This window comes from Streptomyces plumbidurans, from assembly GCF_019857225.1.
Lineage (GTDB): Bacteria > Actinomycetota > Actinomycetes > Streptomycetales > Streptomycetaceae > Streptomyces > Streptomyces plumbidurans.
Window position 1 is genome coordinate 34,035 of the sequence record NZ_JAFJSY010000008.1, and the last position, 20,555, is coordinate 54,589.

General features: G+C 71.4%; 16 protein-coding genes. 7 read left to right on the plus strand and 9 right to left on the minus strand.

Annotated elements, in window-relative coordinates; translation table 11 throughout:
- Positions 1–87 precede the first annotated feature (87 nt).
- Positions 88–708 carry a TetR/AcrR family transcriptional regulator gene (locus JYK17_RS06465; RefSeq protein ID WP_108015053.1) on the plus strand — a complete coding sequence of 207 codons (621 nt, stop codon included), beginning with the start codon at positions 88–90 and terminating at the stop codon, positions 706–708.
- A gap of 36 nt (positions 709–744) precedes the next feature.
- On the opposite strand, the gene JYK17_RS06470 is transcribed toward JYK17_RS06465, so the two are convergent.
- The 8 genes from JYK17_RS06470 to JYK17_RS06505 form a co-directional block, all read right to left on the minus strand.
- Complete coding sequence (locus tag JYK17_RS06470; RefSeq protein ID WP_222809977.1) at positions 745–3,060, minus strand: family 43 glycosylhydrolase; 2,316 nt, start codon at positions 3,058–3,060, stop codon at positions 745–747.
- The gene (locus JYK17_RS06475) at positions 3,057–4,529 is read right to left on the minus strand and encodes a sulfatase family protein (RefSeq protein ID WP_222809978.1); all 1,473 of its coding nucleotides are present in this window, start codon (positions 4,527–4,529) and stop codon (positions 3,057–3,059) included. The genes JYK17_RS06470 and JYK17_RS06475 overlap by 4 nt, the downstream gene beginning before the upstream one ends.
- Positions 4,526–5,503, minus strand: coding sequence for an aliphatic sulfonate ABC transporter substrate-binding protein (locus JYK17_RS06480; protein ID WP_222809979.1), 978 nt, complete (start codon positions 5,501–5,503; stop codon positions 4,526–4,528). The genes JYK17_RS06475 and JYK17_RS06480 overlap by 4 nt, the downstream gene beginning before the upstream one ends.
- A gap of 40 nt (positions 5,504–5,543) precedes the next feature.
- Complete coding sequence (locus tag JYK17_RS06485; RefSeq protein ID WP_108015049.1) at positions 5,544–6,365, minus strand: ABC transporter ATP-binding protein; 822 nt, start codon at positions 6,363–6,365, stop codon at positions 5,544–5,546.
- A complete protein-coding gene (locus JYK17_RS06490) occupies positions 6,362–7,168 on the minus strand; it encodes an ABC transporter permease (RefSeq protein ID WP_108015048.1) in 807 nt (268 codons plus the stop codon). The genes JYK17_RS06485 and JYK17_RS06490 overlap by 4 nt, the downstream gene beginning before the upstream one ends.
- Before the next feature lie 25 nt (positions 7,169–7,193).
- On the minus strand, positions 7,194–8,360 hold the full coding sequence (locus JYK17_RS06495) for an ROK family transcriptional regulator (RefSeq protein ID WP_234547310.1): 1,167 nt from the start codon (positions 8,358–8,360) through the stop codon (positions 7,194–7,196).
- A gap of 197 nt (positions 8,361–8,557) precedes the next feature.
- Complete coding sequence (locus tag JYK17_RS06500) at positions 8,558–9,511, minus strand: formylglycine-generating enzyme family protein (RefSeq protein WP_108015046.1); 954 nt, start codon at positions 9,509–9,511, stop codon at positions 8,558–8,560.
- An 84-nt stretch (positions 9,512–9,595) separates the two neighbouring features.
- Entirely contained in the window at positions 9,596–11,059 is a 1,464-nt protein-coding gene (locus JYK17_RS06505) for an MFS transporter (protein ID WP_234547312.1), read from the minus strand.
- Positions 11,060–11,248: 189 nt separating this feature from the next.
- Here JYK17_RS06505 and JYK17_RS06510 point away from each other — a divergent pair, with 189 nt between their 5' ends.
- From JYK17_RS06510 to JYK17_RS06525, 4 genes are all read left to right on the plus strand, one after another.
- Positions 11,249–13,081: a glycoside hydrolase family 15 protein gene (locus tag JYK17_RS06510; RefSeq protein ID WP_108015044.1), complete on the plus strand. Its 1,833-nt coding sequence runs from the start codon at positions 11,249–11,251 to the stop codon at positions 13,079–13,081.
- Positions 13,082–13,221: 140 nt separating this feature from the next.
- Complete coding sequence (locus JYK17_RS06515) at positions 13,222–15,894, plus strand: winged helix-turn-helix domain-containing protein (RefSeq protein ID WP_222809980.1); 2,673 nt, start codon at positions 13,222–13,224, stop codon at positions 15,892–15,894.
- An 83-nt stretch (positions 15,895–15,977) separates the two neighbouring features.
- On the plus strand, positions 15,978–16,496 hold the full coding sequence (locus JYK17_RS06520) for a hypothetical protein (RefSeq protein WP_108015042.1): 519 nt from the start codon (positions 15,978–15,980) through the stop codon (positions 16,494–16,496).
- Positions 16,497–16,608: 112 nt separating this feature from the next.
- Entirely contained in the window at positions 16,609–16,806 is a 198-nt protein-coding gene (locus tag JYK17_RS06525) for a DUF8691 family protein (protein WP_108015041.1), read from the plus strand.
- Between the two features lie 30 nt (positions 16,807–16,836).
- Here the strand turns inward: JYK17_RS06525 and JYK17_RS06530 are convergent, their stop codons facing one another.
- Positions 16,837–18,240 carry a DUF2252 domain-containing protein gene (locus JYK17_RS06530; protein ID WP_222809981.1) on the minus strand — a complete coding sequence of 468 codons (1,404 nt, stop codon included), beginning with the start codon at positions 18,238–18,240 and terminating at the stop codon, positions 16,837–16,839.
- 226 nt (positions 18,241–18,466) lie between these two features.
- On the opposite strand from JYK17_RS06530, the gene JYK17_RS06535 reads away from it, so the two are divergent.
- Both JYK17_RS06535 and JYK17_RS06540 read left to right on the plus strand, forming a co-directional pair.
- The gene (locus JYK17_RS06535) at positions 18,467–19,147 is read left to right on the plus strand and encodes an HdeD family acid-resistance protein (RefSeq protein WP_222809982.1); all 681 of its coding nucleotides are present in this window, start codon (positions 18,467–18,469) and stop codon (positions 19,145–19,147) included.
- A 52-nt stretch (positions 19,148–19,199) separates the two neighbouring features.
- Complete coding sequence (locus JYK17_RS06540; protein ID WP_222809983.1) at positions 19,200–20,552, plus strand: hypothetical protein; 1,353 nt, start codon at positions 19,200–19,202, stop codon at positions 20,550–20,552.
- Positions 20,553–20,555 lie beyond the last annotated feature (3 nt).

Below are 20,555 nucleotides of genomic sequence, written 5' to 3' on the forward strand. Positions count from 1 at the left end.
ACATGCCCCGGAACTTCCTGTGTTAAATTGGACATACGTCCAAGACGATCGCCCAGTGCGTTCGACCCGAAAGGAGGCCGGGCCACTGTGACCCCGACCTCGGCCGAGCGCGGCAAGGAGACCCGCGTACGGCTGCTCGACGCCGCCTCCCAGCTCATCGCAGAGGAGGGCTGGGGCGCCGTGACGACGCGCAAGGTGGCGGACCGGGCCGGTCTGCGTCCCGGCCTCGTCCACTACCACTTCAGCACCGTGACGGACCTGCTCATCGACGCGTCCCTCGGAGAGGTGCGCCATGAGGTGGAGGGGTCACTGGCGGCGCTGCGCCGCGAGATCGACCCGGCTGCCGGAGTGGAGCAGGTGCTCGCGATGGCCGAGGGGTACACCCCGGACGACCAGTTGACGGTCCTGTTCACCGAGGTGCTGCTCGCGGCCACGCGTCATCCGCGGCTGCGCACCGAACTGGCCGCCCTGATCCGCGAGTTCCGCGCCGCCCTGGCCGACTGGCTGCGCGCCAGTGCCGGCCTGGACGACGCGGAGGCCACCGCGGTCGTCTTCGCCGCGCTGCTGGACGGCCTGGTGCTGCACCGCCTGGTCGACCCCTCCCTCACGGCCCAGCCCATCACCGGACCTCTGCGGCGTCTGGTCGGAGCGAAGGAATCGACGGACGCGACGGGTACGAAGGACGCGACGGACGCCGGGCGGGGCTGAGCAGGTCCGGTGCTCAGCCCGGGCGCGTGCGGTTCCTCAGGGCCGCGCTGTCCGGTAGGTGCGTACGTAGTCGAACTGCGCTGTCGCCCCGGCCGTGTTCATCGAGACCAGGCCGATCCGCAGGGCCTGTTCGGCGGGCAGGGTCCACACGCCGGTCCAGGTCCAGTGTTCGCCGTCCGTGCTGGTGGCCGCGCGCACCTCGTGTTCGGCGCCGGGCGTGTCGTGGTGGTACGACAGCCGCAGCCACAGCGTGTCGGCGGCCGGTCCGCCGAACATGGGGCCGTACGCCACCGCGGTCGGCGGCGTGGTCGTGGGCCGTGCTCCCTCCTTGCCGAACTCGGTGACATGGGTGACCTTCCCGTTCGTGTGGCTGAGCGGCAGCACGGCGTGGACGAGTTTGAAGTACCGGTCGTCGTTGCCGTAGAGCACGAGGCCCGCCTGCTGGTTGCCGGGTCCGTTGGCCAGATGGAGCTTCGTCTCCACGATGAAGTCGCCCGGCGGTGCGGGCCTGGTCAGCACGGACGCCGTGTTGGTGCCGAGGTAGAGCTCGGCGTTCTGGGTCGGCCAGGACAGGGAGCCCCCGCCGAGTGCGGCTCCGGCTGCAGGGCCGCGGACCCAGGCCCACTTCGGTGAGAGCGAGTCGCCCTTGAACTCGTCGCTGTAGGCGGGCAGTTCGGCGCCGGTGGTGGGGGCCGGGACCCGCGCGGTGACGGGTGTGTAGAGGCGTGCGGCGCCCACGTTGTCCGCCTGCGCGCCCGTTCCCCGGGTGGCGACGCCGACGCTTCCGGGGTGGATGGCGGCCGCGGGAAGTGTGCGGTGCTGCACGGCCACGGGGTCGTGCAGCCGGTCCGCGCTGACCTCCACGGTCAGCCGGGTGCCGCGTACTTCGGCCGAGACATTGCGCCAGGCGTCCCACTCGAATCCGGACGGCAGCGGTGTGGTCCGCTCCCCCATGCTGACGCCGTTCACCCGCACGTCGGTCACCAGCGCCTGCCGGTCGCGGTCCAGCCAGGCGACGACACGGTTGTCCGGGCCTCTGTCGGCGATCACGAGTCCGGCCGCCGATCCGGCCGAGGTGACGCGCAGGTCCGCCTCGGCGCGTACCTGGGCCGGGGCTGACGCGGCCGTCACCAGATAGCCCGCGTCGGCGGACGTGGTGCGGTGGGTGACGTATCCGCCCGAGTCCTGGTCGGTGGCGGCGGTCCAGCCCCCTGGGCCCTGTTCGCGCCAGCCGGACAGCGAGCCGTCGTTGAAGGTGCCGCCCGCGCTCCATGTGGTGACAGGGGCCTGCTGACTGCCTTCGGAGGGACCCGCACCGGCCCGGACGACGGGCCAGCCGTTGATCCAGTCGAGCCGGTCGACGAGCATCGGGCGGGTGCTGAGCGTGCGGTCGACACCGGGCACGGGATCGAGGTCGGGGTCGTCGGCGGGGATCGCGTGGTAGACGAGCCAGTCCTGTCCGGACAGGTCGGTCTGCACGGCGTTGTGCCCGGGTCCGATCCACCTGCCGTCGCCCCCGACGACCACACCGCCCTTGCTGGTCGGGGCCGTCAGGTCGACACCCCGGTCGTCGGTGAACGGCCCCGTAGGGCTGGTGGCGCGGCCGACCTTGACCTGGTAGCCGCTGAAGGCGCCGTCACAGCATCCGGCGTCCGAGTAGAAGAGGTAGTAGTAGCCGCCGCGGTGGACGACGTAGCCGCCCTCCATGCGGCGCCCCTGGGCGACCTCGGTGACCGGGCCCTCGATCCGGGTGCGGTCGCCGTTCATCCTGGCCACGCAGATGGTGTCGTAGCTGCCCCAGTACAGATACGGCTGTCCGCCCACGTCCGTGAACTGGGCCTCGTCGATGTCGCCCGTGGCGCAGCCGCTGTCCGCGGGCAGCACGGCGCCCTCGTCGTGCCACGGCCCGGTGGGGGTCGGGGCGGTGGCCACTCCGACGGTGTCCTTGCCGGCCACCGAGTAGAAGAGGTTGTAGTGGCCGTCGGTGTAGCGGATGTCGGGGGCCCAGAGCCGGGAGCCGTCGTGCCAGGCGGGCTGGGTGTCGGGCGTGAACACCTGCCCGGCGTAAGCCCAGTGCGTCATGTCCGAAGAGCGCAGGATGGGCAGCATGCGTTCGCCGCTCTCCCCCTTGCTCTGGAAGACGGGGTTCTGGGTGCCGTAGGCGTACCAGTAGCCGTCCTTGCCGCGGATCATCGTGGGGTCGGGGAAGGTGTCCACGGTGCCCGCGGTCACGGGATTGCGGTACGTCGGTGACGGCGCGGCGGCGGCCGCCGGGTGCGCCGGGGGCAGCAGTCCGGCGACGAGCAGGCCGGTCAGCGCTGCGAGGGCGCGATGGATGCGTCTGCGGCTCATGACGGTGACGGGCCTTTCTGTTCGAAGGCGCTCAGCGTGGGGTCGTAGTCGGAGGTGCCGATGTCGTACATCGGCGTCATCCAGTGGTAGAAGTTGTCGCCCCGCTCCCTCAGCAGGTCGTACATGCGGCGCATCAACCGGCGCCGTACGGCGGCGAGTTCGGGGTGGTCGTAGCGGTTGGACAGTTCGTGCGGGTCGGCGGTGAGGTCGTAGAGCTCGTTGACCGACTCCGGGTTGACGACGAGCTTGTAGCGCTCGTCGCGGAGCATCCGCTGCGGGTAGGGGAAGTGGTGGCCGTGGAACTCGGCGAGCAACTCCCTTGGCCAGTCGGGGTGTTCACCCCGTATGAGAGGGAGCAGGCTGCGGCTGTCGGTGGCCGGTGCCGGGTCGCCGCCGGCGAGTTCGAGGAGGGTGGCCGTGCAGTCGGTGAGGGTCGCGAACTCCTCGCGCACCTGCGGGGGTTGGCCGGGCACCCGGATGATTCCGGGGATGCGGTAGATGTCCTCGTACATCGCGGGGCCCTTGTCGTGCAGGCGGTGGGCGCCGGTGAACTCGCCGTGGTCGGCCGTGAAGAAGACGGCGGTGTCGTCGGTGAGGCCGAGTTCGTCGAGGCGGGTGAGGATGCGGCCGATCTGTTCGTCGACGAGCGTGACGTAGCCCCAGTAGACCGCGATGAGTTTGCGGGTGACGTCGAGCGGCATGGTGTCGAAGGCCCAGTGGGCGCTGTAGTTGCGCTGCACCGGTGGTTTGCCCTCGAAGGTCTCGGCGATCGACGGTGGCAGGTCGACGAGTTCGGGGTCGTAGAGGTCGTAGTAGGCGTCGGGCAGCAGGTAGGGCAGATGCGGGCCGAAGAAGTGGGTGGCCAGGAAGAAGGGCCGGCCGTCCGCCGCGTACTTCTCCAGCTGTTCGATGGCGCGGGTGGCCAGGTAGTACTCGAAGGTGGCTTCCACGGGCTGCTGGAGGCGGGCGGCGAGGAGGTTGCCGGGGTTGCCGTTGGGGGTGGTGCCGCGTACCGGTTCGGTGATGCGGTACGGCGGAAGGCCGCGCTCCTCCAGGTAGGCGAGGTAGTCGGGGTGGTCCACCGGGTTGTGCCAGCCGGGCAGGTCGGGGCCCTCGAAGCCGTAGGAGGCGGCGTTGCGGTGGGTCCCGACGTGCCATTTGCCGATGAGGCCCAGCTGGTAGTCCCGTTCGGCCAGGGACTCCGGGAAGGTGAAGGCGTCCTCGCGCAGGTCCTCCAGGTAGCCGACGTTGCGTTCGTGGTTGGCGAGCAGTCGGTGGCGGAACGGCGCCTGGCCGGTGAGCAGGCTGGCGCGGGCCGGGGTGCAGATGGCGGTGGGGGTGTAGAAGCGGTCGAAGCGGGTGCCGGTGGCCGCGAGCCGGTCCAGGTTCGGGGTGGCGACGTGCGGGTTGCCGTAACAGCCCAGGGTGTCGACCCGGTGCTGGTCGGTCATCAGGAAGAGGAGGTTCACCCGGCCGCCTTCGTGTAGACGTCGGCGGCGTAGAAGGTGTCCGCGGCGGGGGCCTTCTTGAGCTGTCCGGTGCCGACGAAGAAGTCGCTCATGTCGTCCAGCCACTTGGCGACGGTGCCGTCCTCGGTCTTGGCGACGAGGTCGGCGGTCGTCAGCTGTTTCACATGGCTCGCGTCGGACGCGACCTTGTCCTCCGGGATCTTGAGCAGTTTCGCGGCGAGCGCGATCGACTCCTTCGGATGCGCGGCCCGCCAGTCGTTGGCCTCCTGCAGGACCTTGACGACCTTCTCGTTGGTGGCGGGCGCGACCTTGTCACCGGTGACGAACGCGGTGGGGAAGTCGCCGCCGATCTGCTGGGTGCCGGACACCTCGACCAGCTTCGGCACCTTCTGCTTGATCGTGTCGATCAGCGGATACCAGATGCCTGCGCCGTCGATCTGCCCGGAAGCGAACGCGGAGACGACGGTAGCGGGCTCCATCGCGACCTTCTTGATGTCGTCCATGCTCATCCCGGCCTTCTGCAGGGCCAGATGGAGCACCATCTCGCCGGACGTCCCCTCCGGCACGCCGACCTTCTTGCCCTTCAGGCCGGCGATGGAGGTGATGCCGGGCTGGGCGATGACCCGGTCCGCGTAGGTCAGGGTGTCGATCGCGACGATCTTCGACTTGCCGGAGGCGGGCAGCCACATGGCGCCCGGGCCGATGTAGCCGTAGTCGAGGTTGTGGGTGCCGAGGGCCTGGATCTGGATGGGGCCGTTGACGAAGACCTTGTACGAGGCGGATATGCCGTGCTTCTTCCACAGGCCCCGCTCATCGGCGATCGCCAGCAGGCTCGCACCGTTGTAGTCGGCGATGTACCCGAACCGGATGCTGTCGCCGCCGCTGCCGCCGCCGGAGGAGCCACATGCGGCGAGCGGCAGTGAGAGGGAGGTGGCGGACAGGGCCGTGATGAAGCCGCGTCGAGACATGCTCATGACATGAGTTCCTTCGAAGTGCTGTGCGGAGTGAGGGAGTTCAGGCGGCCGAGCCCGCCGGTGTCTGGTGGTAGACGGAGTGCCAGACCTCGTTGCGGATCCGCGCGAACTCCGGTGACAGGCGCAGTTCTTCGGTCCGCGGGTAGGGCAGGTCGACGTCGATGATCCGGTGGATGCGGCCCGGTCGAGCGGCCATCACGACGACGCGCCGCGCGAGGTAGACGGCCTCATCGACGTCGTGGGTGATGAACACGACCGTGCGCTTGCGGCGGCTCCAGGTGTCCAGGAGCTGATCCTGCAACTGCACCCGGGTCAGCGCGTCCAGCGCTCCGAACGGCTCGTCCATCAACAGGACTTCGGGGTCCACGGCGTAGGCACGGGCGATCGCGCAGCGCTGTTTCATGCCGCCGGAAAGCGTCTTGGGCAGTGCGTCGGCGAAGTCGGACAGTCCGACCAGGTCGATGGCCTGCTCGGCCCGTCGCCTGCGCTCGTCGGCCGCGAGGGAGGTGAGCTTCAGCCCGAACTCGACGTTGCCGCGCACGGTCAGCCACGGGAAGAGGGCGTACTGCTGGAAGATGACGCCGCGTTCGGGGCCGGGCCCGGCAACGCGCCTGCCGTCGACGAGCACTTCGCCCGAGGTCGGCTCCACCAGTCCGGCGGCCAGGTTCAGCAGGGTCGACTTGCCGCAGCCGGAAGGCCCGACGACGGTGACGAACTCCCGCTCCCCCACGTCCAGCGAGACCCGGTCCAGGGCGGTGAACTCGCCGCCCTTCATCGGGAACGTCCTGACCACGTCCCGGAAGGAGATCTTCGCGTCGGCCCGGCCGGGCACCGGGTCCGTCGAGTCGAGTTCCGTGCTCATCGGCGCTCCTGCCATCCGGTCAACCGCCGTTCCGCGAGGAGCAGCAGACGGTCCATCACCAGCCCGATCACTCCGATCGTGATGAGGCCCACGAAGATCGTGGGGATGTCGTAATAGGTCTGGGCGTGCGTCATCTCGTAGCCCAACCCCTTGTCCGCGGCGATGAGTTCGGCGGCCACCACGGTCGCCCAGGCGGAGCCCAGCCCGATCCGCATGCCGACGAGCAGGAACGGCGTGGCCGCGGGGATGACCACCTTGAGGAAGATGACGCGGTCCGGGGCGCCCAGCACCCGGGCCGCGTTGATCAGAGTGCTGTCCACGCCGACCACGCCCTGGAAGGCCGCCACGACACAGGACAGGAACGCCGCGAGGAAGATGACGAAGACCTTCGGCGTCTCCCCGATGCCCATCAGCACGATCGCCAGCGGGATGATCGCCAGGGGCGGGATGGTGCGGAAGAACTGGACGTACGGCTCAAGCAGGCCGCGCGCGAGCGGATACCAGCCCATCAGGAATCCGACGGGTACGGCGAGCAGGGTGCCGAGCGCGAAGCCGAGGAAGACGCGGCGCAGACTGGCCAGCGCGTCCTGGGCCAGCGTGCCGTCCTCGATCAGGTCGAGCGCCCTGGAGGAGACGGACAACGGGCCGGGCACGTCGGCGAGTTGGGCCGAGGCGACCAGGGCCCAGGCCGCGACACCGACGACCAGGGCGATCAGATTGAGCAGCAGCGTCGGGACCCCGCGCCTGGTGCGGCGGGGCGTAGAGGTCGTGGGTGTCTTGTCGGGGGCGGTGATCACTGCCATGGCGGCCTCGCCCGGTGCGCGGGTGTCATGTGTGCTCCTCGGAATCGGGGGATGCGGGGTAGCGGGCGAGCAGCGGCGACTCGTGCAGGACCAAGGCGATGGCGCCGAGCGCGCCGGCGGCTTCGCCGAGTGCGGCCGGGCGCAGATCGACGCGGTTGCGCGAGATCGGCATGAGGTCGGCGGCCAGGGCCCGGGCCACACCGCCGAACAACGCCTCGCCCGCCTCGGCGAGTTCACCGCCGATGACGACGACGCCGGGGCCGATCGCGTTGCACACGGCGGCCAGTACGGTGCCGACCTTGGCGCCGACACCGTCCAGCAGGGTGGCCGCGGCGGGGTCGGCGAGGAGGGTGGGCAGATCGTCCGCTCTGTCATGGGCCTCGAGTACGGCCCCGACGGAGGCGACCGTCTCCAGACACCCTCGCCCGCCGCACGAACATCGGCGTCCGTCCGGTTCGACGGTGATGTGCCCGAACTCCCCCGACAGTCCGTGGGCGCCCCGGTGCAGCGAGCCGCCCACGACCAGGCCGCCGCCGACGCCGTGCGACAGCCGCAGATACAGCACGTCCTGATCGCCGGCCGCGGCTCCCCACGTCGCCTCGGCGAGCGCGGCCAGGCGGGTGTTGTTGTCGACGAGGACGGGGACGCCGAACCGCTTGCGCAGCAGCAGCGGGAGGTCACGGCGGGGTTCGGTGCCGTCCTGCTCCTCCGCCGCGTCCTGCACCGGGCCGACGACACCGACGCCGATCGCTCCCAGCGAGCCCAGCCGCAAGGTGCCTCCGGCCAGTGAGCCGACGAGCCGTTCGGCGACGTCCACCCGCTCCTGCCAGGGCAGGTCCGGCTCGTGGGCCTCGCCGGCCGAACCCATCACCTCGTGGGCGACGTTGACCGCGGCCACGTGCACCGCGCGCCGGGCGAAGTCGATGCCGATCGCCTGTCCCGCCTCGGGGTGCAGCGTCAGCGTCTCCACCGGCCGCCCGCGCCTGCGCTCCCCCGCGGCGGGCGCCGTGGCGACGACCGCGCCGCTGTCGACGAGCGCGCCGACGATGTCGTAGAGCGTCGTCCTCGACAGTCCGCTGTGGCGGCCCAGCTCGGCGCGGCTGAGCGGGCCGTGCTTGCGCAGCAGCCCGAGGACGAGCTCTTCGTGGCCGCGGCGCAGCCGCGCCAGCGGGCCGTCGTGGTGCAGTGGCATGGGCCACAGCATGAGGACGCCCGCGTTTTTTCGTCAACAGCCCGGAATAAATAAAACGAGCGGGGCCACTCCCCGATCGGGCTCAAACATGCAGGTCAAGTGGGGCGTCTGCGGGCGGCACATGGGCGGCAGATTTTTATACGCCCGCAACAGTGGACGGCTCGCGCCGGGTCCAGGCGACTGTGTGCCGGCCCGGTTCACGCGTCGCGAACCGTGCGGAATCCCAGGTTCCCGGTGCTGCTGTCCGGTGTGTTGGAGGTGCGGGCGGCCACGCGGTACCGGTTGCAGTAGGAGCGGTGGCACAGGTACGAACCGCCGCGCATGACCCGGGAGGTGCCACGCTCGGGGCCCTGCGGGTTCGTGCGCGGACGGCCGCCGTGATCGGTGCCCCACCAGTCGGCGCACCACTCCCAGACGTTGCCGGACATGTTGTGCAGACCGAAGCCGTTGGGCTCGTAGGCGTCGACGGGCGCCGTGCCGCGATAGCCGTCCTCCGCCGTGTTCTTGGTGGGGAAGTGCCCCTGCCAGATGTTGCAGCGGTGCTCGCCGCCCGGCGTCAGTTCGTCGCCCCACGGATAGCGGCGCTGATCGAGTCCGCCCCGGGCGGCGTACTCCCACTCGGCCTCGGTGGGCAGCCGGGTTCCGGCCCAGCGGCAGTACTCCTGCGCGTCGTGCCACGAGACGTGCACGACCGGGTGGTCTCCGCGGTCCGCCACCCCGCTGCCGGGCCCTTCGGGCGCCCGCCAGTACGCCCCTTCCACCCCGCACCACCAGGGCGTCTGCTCCGGGCGGGCCGCTCCGCGCCGCAGGGCGGCGGGCAGGAACCCCGCGAACACGTACGACCAGCCGAACCGCTCGGCCTCGGTGACGTACCCGGTCCCGTCCACGAAGGCGGCGAACCGCTCGTTGGTCACGGCGTGGACGTCGATCCAGAAGGGCGACACGGTGACGTCGCGAACGGGCCCTTCCCCGTCCTCCCGGAAACCGTCCGGGTCCTCGGTGCCCATACGGAACGTCCCGCCCGTCAGCAGCACCATCCCGTCGGTCGCACCCGTACGCCCGTCGGCCGCCACCACCGCTCCGGCCGACCCTGTCCGCCCCGCACGGGCCGGCGCACAACAGCCCCCGGCCTCCCCCTCGGACCCCGCCATACGACCTCCCGTTACACGATTCTCCGATGCCGAGGCTACGACATGGTCCGCTGCGCCCTGTCCGGCCGCGGGCCTGTATCGGGGTCAGCCGTCGGCGCGCGCCGGGCCTGTTCGGTGCCGAGGGAGAGCGTCCGCCGCGGCCTTGTCCGTGTCCCGGGGAAGACGGGTGGCCGCGACGAGGCCGACGACTCCGATGACGGCCAGGCAGGCCATCGCGGCGGCGTAGGCGCCTTTGGTCAGTCCGGAGACGAGGATGGTGCCGGCGATGGCCGTACCGAACGACGAGCCGAGGTTCGACACGCTGCGGGACAGCCCCGAGATCTCCCCCTGCTGCTCCTCCGGGAAGCTCGACTGCACGACGTTGACCGACGGGGTCAGCATCATGCCGAGGCCCAGTCCGATCAGCAGCAGCCCGGGGACGAAGGCCCAGGCGGTGCTGAAGGCCCCGGCCAGGGCGATCAGGGCGACGATCCCGGCGATGGCGCCGGCGAAGCCGGTCGTGATGAGCAGGCGCTGGGAGCGCCGCTTCGCCATCCTCTCGGCGGTCAGGGACGTGAGCAGCAAGCCCAGAGTGGCCGCGGTGAAGATGACCCCGGTCTGTATGGCGTCGTATCCGCGGACGACCTGGAGGTAGGCCGCCACCGTGAAGGACGTGCCCATGAGCATCAGCCACTGCACGTTCTGGGTGACCAGACCGAGATTGGACGTGCGGTTGCGGAACAGGCTGCGCGGCAGCAGTGGTTCCTGCCCGGCAGCTTCCTTGGCGCGGACGTGGCGGAAGAACCACCACAGCACGAGTGCGCCGAGGGCCATGAGGCCGGCCATCAGCCAGATGTCGTTGTCGGCGGCGAGGATGCCCATGACGACGAGGACGAGGCCGGCGGCGGCGAGCACCGCTCCGAAGGTGTCGAAGGAGGAGGTCGGATCGGGCGGCAGCGGATCGGTCATGCGCAGGCTGAGCAGCACGATCACCCCGATGACCAGGGCCTGGAACACGAACGCCGCCCGCCAGCTGATGCCCGAGGTGATGAGGCCGCCGATCAGCGGTCCGGCCGCGGCACCGGCACCGCCCAGCGCCATGACGACCCCGAAGGCACGGGCGCGGGAGGTCACGTCCGGGTACATGAGCGTGGCGAGGATGTAGACGGGCGGGATGAGCAGGGCGGTCCCGACGCCTTCGAGGACCGCGTTGCCGAGGATCAGCACCCCCAGTCCCGGTGCGGCCGCGCACAGCAGGGCGCCGACGGCGTAGACGACCAGACCGAGCAGGAAGCAGCGTTTGCGTCCGTAGCGCTCGGTGAGCTTGCCGCCGGGGATCATCAGGGCCGCCATCACCAGCAGGAAGAGGGTGATCGCCACCTGCACGCCCTGCACGGTGGTGTCGAGGTCCTTGCTGATGTCGTTGATCATCACGTTCATGTTGGAGCCGGCGAAACTGCAGATGAACTGGGCGAGGGCCAGGGCGGCCAGGACGCGTCTGCTGCCCGCTATCTGGTTTCGCTCGGCCGTCTCGACCACTTCTGTCGCCTCCTGGCGCCCCTTCGGCATCGGCCATGCACCGGGCAGGGGCCCGCCTCCGCCTGCCTTCGTCCAGGGTTCGGCGGCGCCCGCGGCGCCTGCCTCACCCACCGGGGGTGAAGCCCTCCCGGTGCGGGGTTGCCAGGTTGGGCACACGTGGACGGCGCGATGTCGCGGCACGCGGGTGCCCGAGGGCGCGCGGCGGGAAGGAGAACGCTCATGCAACGCTATGCCCCGATCGAGAACCACGGGCTGGTGGGAGACCTGCAGACCGCGGCACTGGTCTCGTCCGAGGGAACGGTCGACTGGCTGTGCGCGCCGAGGTTCGACTCGCCCAGCGTGTTCGCGTCCATCCTCGATCACGAGCACGGCGGGTACTTCAGCGTCTCCGCCGACAGCAGGCGGCCCCCGGTCCAGCTGTATCTGCAGGACACCGCCGTCCTCGTGACCCGCTTCCTCGCCGAGGAGGGTGTCGGGGAGGTCATCGACTTCATGCCGGTGGACCGTCCCGAGCAACCCGCGGACACGCACCGCCTGGTCAGGGTGTTCCATGTGGCGCGGGGCCGGGTGCGCTTCTCGCTCGAGTGCCGCCCCCGCTTCGACTACGGGCGTGCCGCGCACCGCCTGGACATGCGCGAGGACGCGATCCGCTTCGAGAGCGCCGGTGCCCGGGCCGTGCTGCAGAGCGCGGGTCCGCTGCGGTGGAGCCGGGACGGCGACGACGTCCTCGGTGAACTCACGCTCGGCCAGGACGAGTTGGCCGCCGTGGTGCTGACGCTCGGAGCCTCGCGGGACATGCGGGTGGCTCCGGTCGGGCCCGCGGAGATCAGGGAACTGTTCGAGCGGACCCGGGACTTCTGGCACAGCTGGATTCGCCGCAGCACCTATGACGGACGCTGGCAGGACATGGTGAACCGGTCGGCCATCACCCTGAAGCTGCTCACCTACGCGCCCACCGGAGCACCCGTGGCGGCGGCCACCATGGGCCTGCCCGAGCAGATCGGCGGCGGACGCAACTGGGACTACCGCTACACCTGGGTCCGTGACGCCTCGCTGTCGGTGGGCGCCCTGCTCGGCCTCGGCTACGTCGACGAGGCCGTGGCCTTCCGCCACTGGCTGGGCGACCGGATCCGGGCGGGTCGCACGGTCAGCGGTGAGCCGCTGCAGATCATGTACCGGATCGACGGCGACCCGGAACTGCCGGAGGAGGTCCTCGACCACTTCGAGGGCTACCGCGGCTCGGCGCCGGTGCGCGTCGGCAACGGCGCGGCCGGTCAGCTCCAGCTCGACATCTATGGAGAGGCGGCACTCGCGCTGGCCCAGTCCGTGGACGGCATCGCCGACGTGCCGCCGTACGACGGCTGGCAGGCCCTTTCGGGGGTGCTGGACTGGCTGGTGAAGGCCTGGGACCGGCCGGACGAGGGGATCTGGGAGACCCGCGGCGGCCAGCAGGACTTCACCTACAGCCGGCTGATGTGCTGGGCCGCCTTCGACCGTGGGCTGCGGATGGCCCAGCGGTACGCCAGGCCCGCCGACACCGCGCAGTGGATCACGGCCCGCGACGACATCCTGCGGCAGGTGATGGAACGGGGCTGGAGTGCAAAGCGCCAGGCGTTCGTCCAGCAGTACGACGACACCACCCTGGACGCGTCCCTGCTGCTCATGCCCCAGGTCGGGTTCATCTCGGCGAAGGACCCCCGCTGGCTCTCCACCCTGCAGGCCATGGAGCAGGAGCTGGTCTCGGACAGTCTCGTCCACCGCTACGACCCGGCGGCCTCCCCGGACGGTCTGCGCGGCAGCGAGGGCACGTTCTCGCTGTGCAGTTTCCTGTACGTCGACGCGCTCGCGCGGTCCGGACAGCTCGGACCGGCCCGCTACGCCTTCGACAAGATGCTGACGTACGCGAACCAGGCGGGTCTGTTCGCGGAGGAGATCGGCCCGACGGGAGAACAACTCGGCAACTTCCCGCAGGCCTTCACCCACCTCGCCCTGATCACCGCCGCGCTCTCCCTGGACCGGCAGATGAACAGGGCGGACCGGGTCGCCGCGTAGGCCTTTGGGCTTATCGGCCCCATGATGAGGGCCGTTCGGCCGGGCGGAGGGACCACCGGACCGACCCGCGCCGGGCGAGCGACTGCGAAAGATGGGACCCTGAGCGCAGGGAAGTGCTGCCCGAGGCCTGACACACAGTAGTGGTGGTGAGTGCCGTGGAGAGCAGTCCGACACCGGCCGGACACCGCGTCGATCCGCTCGGAGACCCATTTCTGCGCACCTGTTTCGCCCTGCCTGCACGGCCCGTGACATTCCTGCCGCGACCGCGGCTGACCAGGCACCTCGACCAGGCACTGCGCACACCGCTGACGATGGTCAACGGCGCGGCGGGGGCGGGAAAAACGCTCCTGGTCGCCGACTGGGCCGCGGGCCTGGCGCGGGCACCGGCCTGGCTCACCGTCGAGTCGGAGGAGAAGCGGCCGGGGATGTTCTGGGCGTACTTCCTCCATGCCCTGCGGGCGTGCGGCAGCCCGGTCTCCGGGCAGGTCGACCGGCCTGCCGACGCGAACCGTGTGAGCCGCCGGATGCTGTCGGCGATCGCCGAGGATTTGGAGGGCCGCAGCCCGGCCGTAACCGTCGTGCTCGACGAGTACGACCGGGTGACTGTGCCGGAGGTCGCGGAGCAGCTGGACTTCGTGCTGCAGCATGCCGGGCAGGGGCTGCGTCTGGTCCTGGTCACCCGCACCGAGCCGATGCTGTCGCTGCACCGCTACCGGGCGGCCGGAGCGCTGACGGAGATCCGCAACGCCGATCTGGCCTTCACGCCCGAGGAGGCCGCGGCACTGCTGGGGCGGCACGGGCTGAGCCTGCCCGTCGCCACGGCACGCGCCCTGGTGCAGCGCACCCGTGGCTGGGCCGCCGGGCTGCGGCTGAGCGCCCTGGCCGCACAGCACAGCCCTGACCCGGAGACGTATCTGAAGGAGTTCGAGGCGGGCCGCAGCACCGTCGCCGACTTCCTGCTGGCCGAGGTGCTCAAGCGGCAGCCGACGCAGACCCAGGACCTGCTGCTGCGGGTCAGCGTCCTGGATCGCCTGTGCCCGGATCTGGCCAACGCGCTGACCGGTCGCAGCGACGCCGACCGCATTCTGTCCGAACTGTGTGGCAGCAACGCGTTCGTCGAACAGCTCGGGCACTCCTGGTACCGCCTGCACCCCTTGTTCGGGGAGATACTCCGGGCGCATCTGCGGGTGCGCTGCCCCGGTCTGGAGCCCGAGCTGCACCGGCGGGCGGCGCGGTGGCTGCGGGGGGCCGGTTCGCTGCGGGGAACGCTCACCCATGGCGCCGCGGCCGGCGACTGGGAGTTCACCGCCGGTGCCCTGGTGGACGATCTGGCGATCGGGCAGTTCTTCACGGGCCTGCGCTCCGACGACCTGGCCCGGCTGTTCTCCCGGATGGATCCCGGCGCCGGCGGCCCGGCGGCCGACCTGGTGCGGGCGGCCCGCGACCTGTCGCAGAGCGATCTCGACCACGGCACGGCCCATCTGCGGCACGCCGAGGCCAGGTTCGCCACCGGCACGGCCGATCCGGCGACAGCGCAGCTGTGCTGTGCCCTGCTCGAGGCGCTGGCCGCCCGGTTGAGCGGCTCCCCCGCGCGGGCGGAACGGGCCGCCGAGGCGGCCGACGAGGTGCAGCCGGGGGTCCCGTCGCACCTGCTGGACAAGCACCCGGAACTGCCCGCGCTGCTGCTGACGCATCTGGGCTCCGCGCGGGTGTGGGCCGGGCGCTTCGAGGACGCGCGTGTCTCTCTGTCCAAGGTGGTGGGCTCCCCCGCCGGTGCCTCCACCCTGCTCGCCCGCGAGGAGTCCCTGGGCCATCTGGCTCTGATCGACTATCTGAACGGCTGGACGGACAGGGCGGAGCACAAGGCCCTGGAGGCGGTGAGCGGCACCGAGCAGTGCGGCCCCTTCGGGCCTGCGGGCTCCGGCATCGGACGCGTGGTCCTGGCAGCCGTGGCTGTGGACCGGGACGAGCTGGCCCGGGCCGAGGCGCTGCTGGACGAGGCGGACGGGCAACCCGGCGCCTTGCACGATCCCGTGACGGCCGCCGGACGGGCCATGGTGGCGGCCCGGCTGCAACTGGCCCGGGGCAACACACGCGCCGCCGTCGAGGCCGCCGACCCGGCCGTCTCGGCCGACGTGGCCTCTCCCTGGGCCGACAGCGCCGAGACGCTGGTGACGTCGGCCGCCCATCTGGCCGAGGGCCGGGGCGAGAGCGCCGCCGAGGTGCTGCGGCAGTTGGGCGACGGGCGGCCGGCCTGTGCCGTGGAAGCCGCCCGGATCCAGCTCGCCGTGGGCAATGCGGGGGCCGCGATCGACCTCCTCGACGGCGTGCCCGGCGCGCGCCCCGCGGGCCCTGCGGTGACCGTCCGGGCGTCGTTGGTGCGCGCCCAGGCCGCGGACGCCTCGGGGGACGCGGTGAGCGCCCGCAGGCTGGTCGCGCAGGCCCTGCACGAGGCGCGGCGCGAGCGGCTGCGGCGCCCCTTCCTCGATGCCGGGCGGTGGCTGCGGCCGCTGCTGGTGACGGCTCCGCTGAACCAGCTCGCGGCGGGGTGGCTCAGGCCCGGCCCCTCTCCGTACGGTCCACCGGCCGGGCTCGGAGGTCCGCCCTGGCCGATCGTGGTGGAGGAGCTGAGCGCACGCGAGCAGGACGTCCTGGAGCGGCTTGCGCAGATGATGTCGACGCAGGAGATCGCCGCGGATCTCTTCGTGTCGGTGAACACGGTGAAGACCCACCTCAAGAGCCTGTACCGCAAGCTCGGGGTGAACCGCCGCAGCGACGCCGCGCGCCGCGGGCGCGACCTGCAGCTGCTGTGACCTCGGTGGGTCTCGCCCATGGCGGGTGAGGCATCGCCGCTCCGCCTCCGGTGTGATCGAAGGGGCCGACCACAGGGAGCGCGATGTCCAGGACCGAGCGCACCACCGTCCACGAGCGCAAGGTCGAACGCCGTGCGCACGCGGACTACACCGGAGGCGTCTACGGGTCGATGCTCGCCGCCTCGGTGGTGATCGGGGCCGGTGCTCTCGGCTCGTTCCCGCGTCTGGAGCTGGTGCTGCTGTTGCTGCTGACCGGCGTGGTGTTCTGGATCGCGCACGTGCACGCCCAGCTGTTCGGTGCGCGGCTGGCACAGCGGCCGCTCGACCGCCACGGGGTGGTGCACGTGCTGCGGGACGAGTGGCCGATCGTCAAGGCGGCCGTTCCGCCGGCCGTCGCGGTGGCCGTCAGCCCGCTGCTGGGCCTCGACGGGTCGGCGACCGTCTGGCTGGCGCTGTCCGTGGCGGTGGCCGGGCAGGTGGGGTGGTCCGTCGCCGCGGCCCGCCGGGCCGGTGCCTCCCGGCGCCTGATGGCGTCGAGCGCCGCGGTGAATCTGGTACTCGGCCTGCTGATCATCTCCTTCAAGCTGTTCCTGAAGCACTGACGTCCGGGGCGGCTCACCTGCGCCGGGTGAGGCCCGGGGAACCCGCCGGGGCGGACGATCGCATGGCGGGGCGCAGAACCGCCTCCTCCCGGCCTCCGTGGGAGCAAGCCACATGCGCTACGAGATCCGAGTCGACGGAATGATGTCGGACACCCTGGCCAAGGCTTTCCCGGAACTCGACCACGTGGTGATGTCCGGTCAGACGGTGCTGTACGGGTTCGTCGTCGACGAGGCCCAGCTCTACGGGCTGCTGGCGCGCTGCCAGTCGCTGGGCCTGCACGTCCTGGAGATGCGCCAGGTCCCCGGGTGAGCGGGAAGCGGGCTCGCGGGCCCTGAGCGCTCACATCTCCCGCACGTCGACGCGGCCGGAGCGGGACGCGGCGGCCAGCGCCTCGAAGTCCCGTTCGTTCCGGTCGGCGTAGGACTGCGCGAACTCGGTGAGGGCGCGGTCGAAGCGGTCGCTGCGGCCGAGGTAGGCGGCGATGGCGATCGGATCGCCGGAACGGGCGTGGGCCCGGGCCAGGGACGCGCCGCACAGCCGGGCGAACAGGCCCAGGAGCCCGGGGTCCATGGTCTCCGGGCGTGCGATGCCCTTCCAGTCGCGCAGCTGCCGTACGTAGAAATCGCGCTCCCTGCCGTCGAAGCCCACCACGTGCGTCCAGCCGAGGAAGATGTCGCTGGTGGTCTGGATCAGGCGCTGGCCCGTGACGACGCGGCGGCCCTGGTTGTCGTAGCGGTCGCCGCCCGTCTGGGCGGACAGCACCGACTCCTGGGCCTCCTTGGCCTGCAGCAGCAGCGGGTCGTCGTCGTTCCTGCCGAGCAGGAGCAGGATCCAGCAGCGGGTGCCGACGCTGCCGACGCCCACCACCTTCCGGGCCATGTCGACCAGGTGGTAGTGGCGCAGCAGATGCCGGCGCTCGGACGACAGGGTCTGCGCATATCCGTCGAGTACGGTCCTCAGCGCCTTCTCCTCGTCCGCCGAACCGGCCGCGAGATCGCCGAGCGGGGTGATCAGAGGAGGGTCGGGTGTGATGCGGCGGCCCGCGGCGGTGTCGCGCGTCAGCTTCTCGAACGCCTGCATTCCGGTGCGGGTGCGGGCCTGGGCGGTGGCGCGGCGGGTGCGGCGCCTGGCCTCCTTGTCCATCGACGAGGCCAGCAGTTCGCGCAGCCCGTCCACGTCGTCCTGGGCGTACCAGATGTCCAGGGTGGTCATGCCGGCGCAGTCACGCATCCGCTCCCGGTAGGCCCGTACGCAGGTCCGTACGGCGGCGTTCTGCTGTTTGACGGAGAAGCCGTTGGCCCGGCCCGCGATCGCGAAGCTCGCCGACAGCCGCTTCACGTCCCACTCGAAGGGGCCCGGGAGGGTCTCGTCGAAGTCGTTGATGTCGAAGACGAGACGGCGCTCCGGTGAGGCGAGCAGCCGGAAGTTCAGCAGATGGGCGTCTCCGCACAGCTGCACGCGCAGGCCGGTGGTCGGGGTGGGGCCCAGGTCCGCGGCCATGATGGCGGCCGCACCCCGGTAGAAGCGGAACGGCGACTCCAGCATGCGGCCGTAGCGGATCGGCACGAGTTCCGGTACCCGGGTGGCCGACTGACGGTCTATCACCTCGACCGGGTCGAAACGGTCCTCGGCCGCCTCGAACCATCCGTGGCACGAACGCGACGCACGGGCCCGCGCGTTCCGGCCGATCTGCGCGCGCTCGGCGGGCGACAGGGCTGCGGTGAAGGGGTGGGGAACGGTCATGGCTCGACCTCCTGGTCCGGTGCGGCAATCCGCCTGGAGACCGCTCGTCCCGCTCCGCTCCGCGCAACGTCTCCGGGTCAAGCCCACCGGCACGGCGGTCCCGGCGGATCACCCGGGACGGGTGACCCGGTTGACGGCACCCGGGGGGACGCTGGCGTCGTCAGGTCCCCCGCACACGGCCCCGCCGGCGGTCCGGATCCGATCCGCTCGTCAGCGAGGAGGAGCCATGACCATTCCGCGCGGTCCGGCATCGCGTACCGGACCGGAGCACAGCCCCGACGGCGTGGCACCCGGCCAGGCGGGCGGTGCCGCGAGGGCGCTGGAGCAGCTGGGCCGCTCCTGGACCTGGGTGCTGGCCTCGTCGGTCATGACGCTCGTGCCGGGTGTCCTGGTGCTGGTCTGGCCGGACGAGACCCTGCACGTCCTGGCCGTGCTGATCGGGCTGTACCTGCTGGTGACCGGGGCGTTCAGGTTCGTCGCGGTCTTCGCCGGCGCCGGGGGCGCCGAACGCGTCGTATCGCTGGCCATGTCCATCCTGTTCGTCCTGGGCGGAGTGCTGTGTCTGCGCAATCCGCTGCAGACCATCGCCGCGCTCTCGCTGATCGTGGGACTGACCTGGCTGATGACCGGGATCCTCACCCTCTACACGGCGATCGCCGCCGAGGACATGCCGCACCGCGGCTTCGTGGTGGGGGCCGCGGTGATCGGCATCGTCGCCGGAATCGTCGTGCTGGCCATGCCGTCCGAGTCGGCGCGCGCCTTGACCCGGCTGCTCGGCCTCTGGCTCGTGCTGCTCGGACTGGCCGAGCTGGTGCTCGCCCTCGCCTGGCGGGCCGCGCTGCGCCGGGTCGGTCTCACCGGCCACACGGGTGCCTCCGCGGCCGACGGTGCCACGTCCCCCGGCTGACCGATACCGCGGCAGGACCGCTACCGGGCGCGGACACGACGAGGGAGACACCATGAATCGCCCTTCGGCCTCGGTGACTCCGGGTTCCGGCGCGACCGCCGGGCCCCCGCGTGAGATGACCTCCACGGAGCAGGAGGAGTACCTGCGGCTGAGGCACGCCGCTTCGGTACGTCACCGGCTGGCCCGCCGCTCGGGTGCCGTCGTGCTGCTGGTGCTGACGATGCTGCTCGCGCCCCTGGCGCTCGTCGCGGCCTGGGTGCACGACGAGGTCGCCGACACCGGCCGCTATGTGCAGACCGTCAAGCCGCTGGCCTCGGATCCGGCCGTCCAGAAGGTCCTGGTCAACCGGCTCACCGACCGGGTCGTGGACAACGTGGACGTGGACGCGGTGACGAACGCGCTCACCGACACGCTGCAGAAGAACGGGGTGCAGCCGCGTGTCGTGGAGGCCTCCAAGGTGCTCGCCGGCCCGCTGCGCTCCGCGGTGCACACCGTCGTGGAGCGCAATGTGAGCCGCGTGGTCACCAGCGAGGTGTTCCAGCAGGCCTGGGTGGGGGCCAACCGCCGGGCGCACGCAGCCGTGGTGAGCATGCTCACCGGCTCGCGCGAGGGGGCACTGCAGGCCGACGGCGGCAAGGTGCAACTGGATCTCGGAACCGTCGTCGACCAGGTGCGCCAACGCCTGGTCGACGCGGGTTTCGACAAGGCCTCCGCCATCCCCGACGTGAACCGCACCGTCACGCTGTTCGAGACCGAGCAACTGGGCAAGGCGCAGGACGGGATGCGGCTGCTGGACGTCGTCGGCACCTGGCTGCCCGTCCTGACCCTGGTCCTCGCGGGGCTGACCGTGTGGGTCGCTCCCAACCACCGGCTGATGGTGATGGTCGTCGGCATCGCAGTCGCGGTGATGGCGGTGCTGCTGCTGGTCGCCCTCGCCGTCGTACGCCGGGTCTACCTCGACTCCGTCCCCTCGGCGGCTCTGCCGCCCGACGCCGCCGCGGTCATCTACGACGCCTTCCTCCGCTTCCTGCGCTCCAGCACTCGTACCCTGCTCGTCGTGTCCCTGCTCGCGGCGCTGACCGCCTACCTCTACGGCCCCGGCAGGGCGGCTCGCGGCGTCAGGGGCCTGGCCGGACGCGGAGCCACGGCAGCCGGGAGCGGGCTGCGCCGCACCGGGCTGAACACGGGCCTCACGGGACGCTGGCTGACCGCGCATGCGTCCTGGACCGTCGGGGTCACCATCGGGGCGGGCGCCCTGGCCCTCGTTCTCTGGAACCGGCCCACCGTCGGAGCGGTCGTCCTCGTACTCGTCCTGGTCCTGGTCGTGCTGGCGATCACCGCCGTGCTCGCGGCCGCGGGTCCGGCTCCCGACGCCGCCGCCGAGCCGGGGCCCGCGGTCACGTGAGCC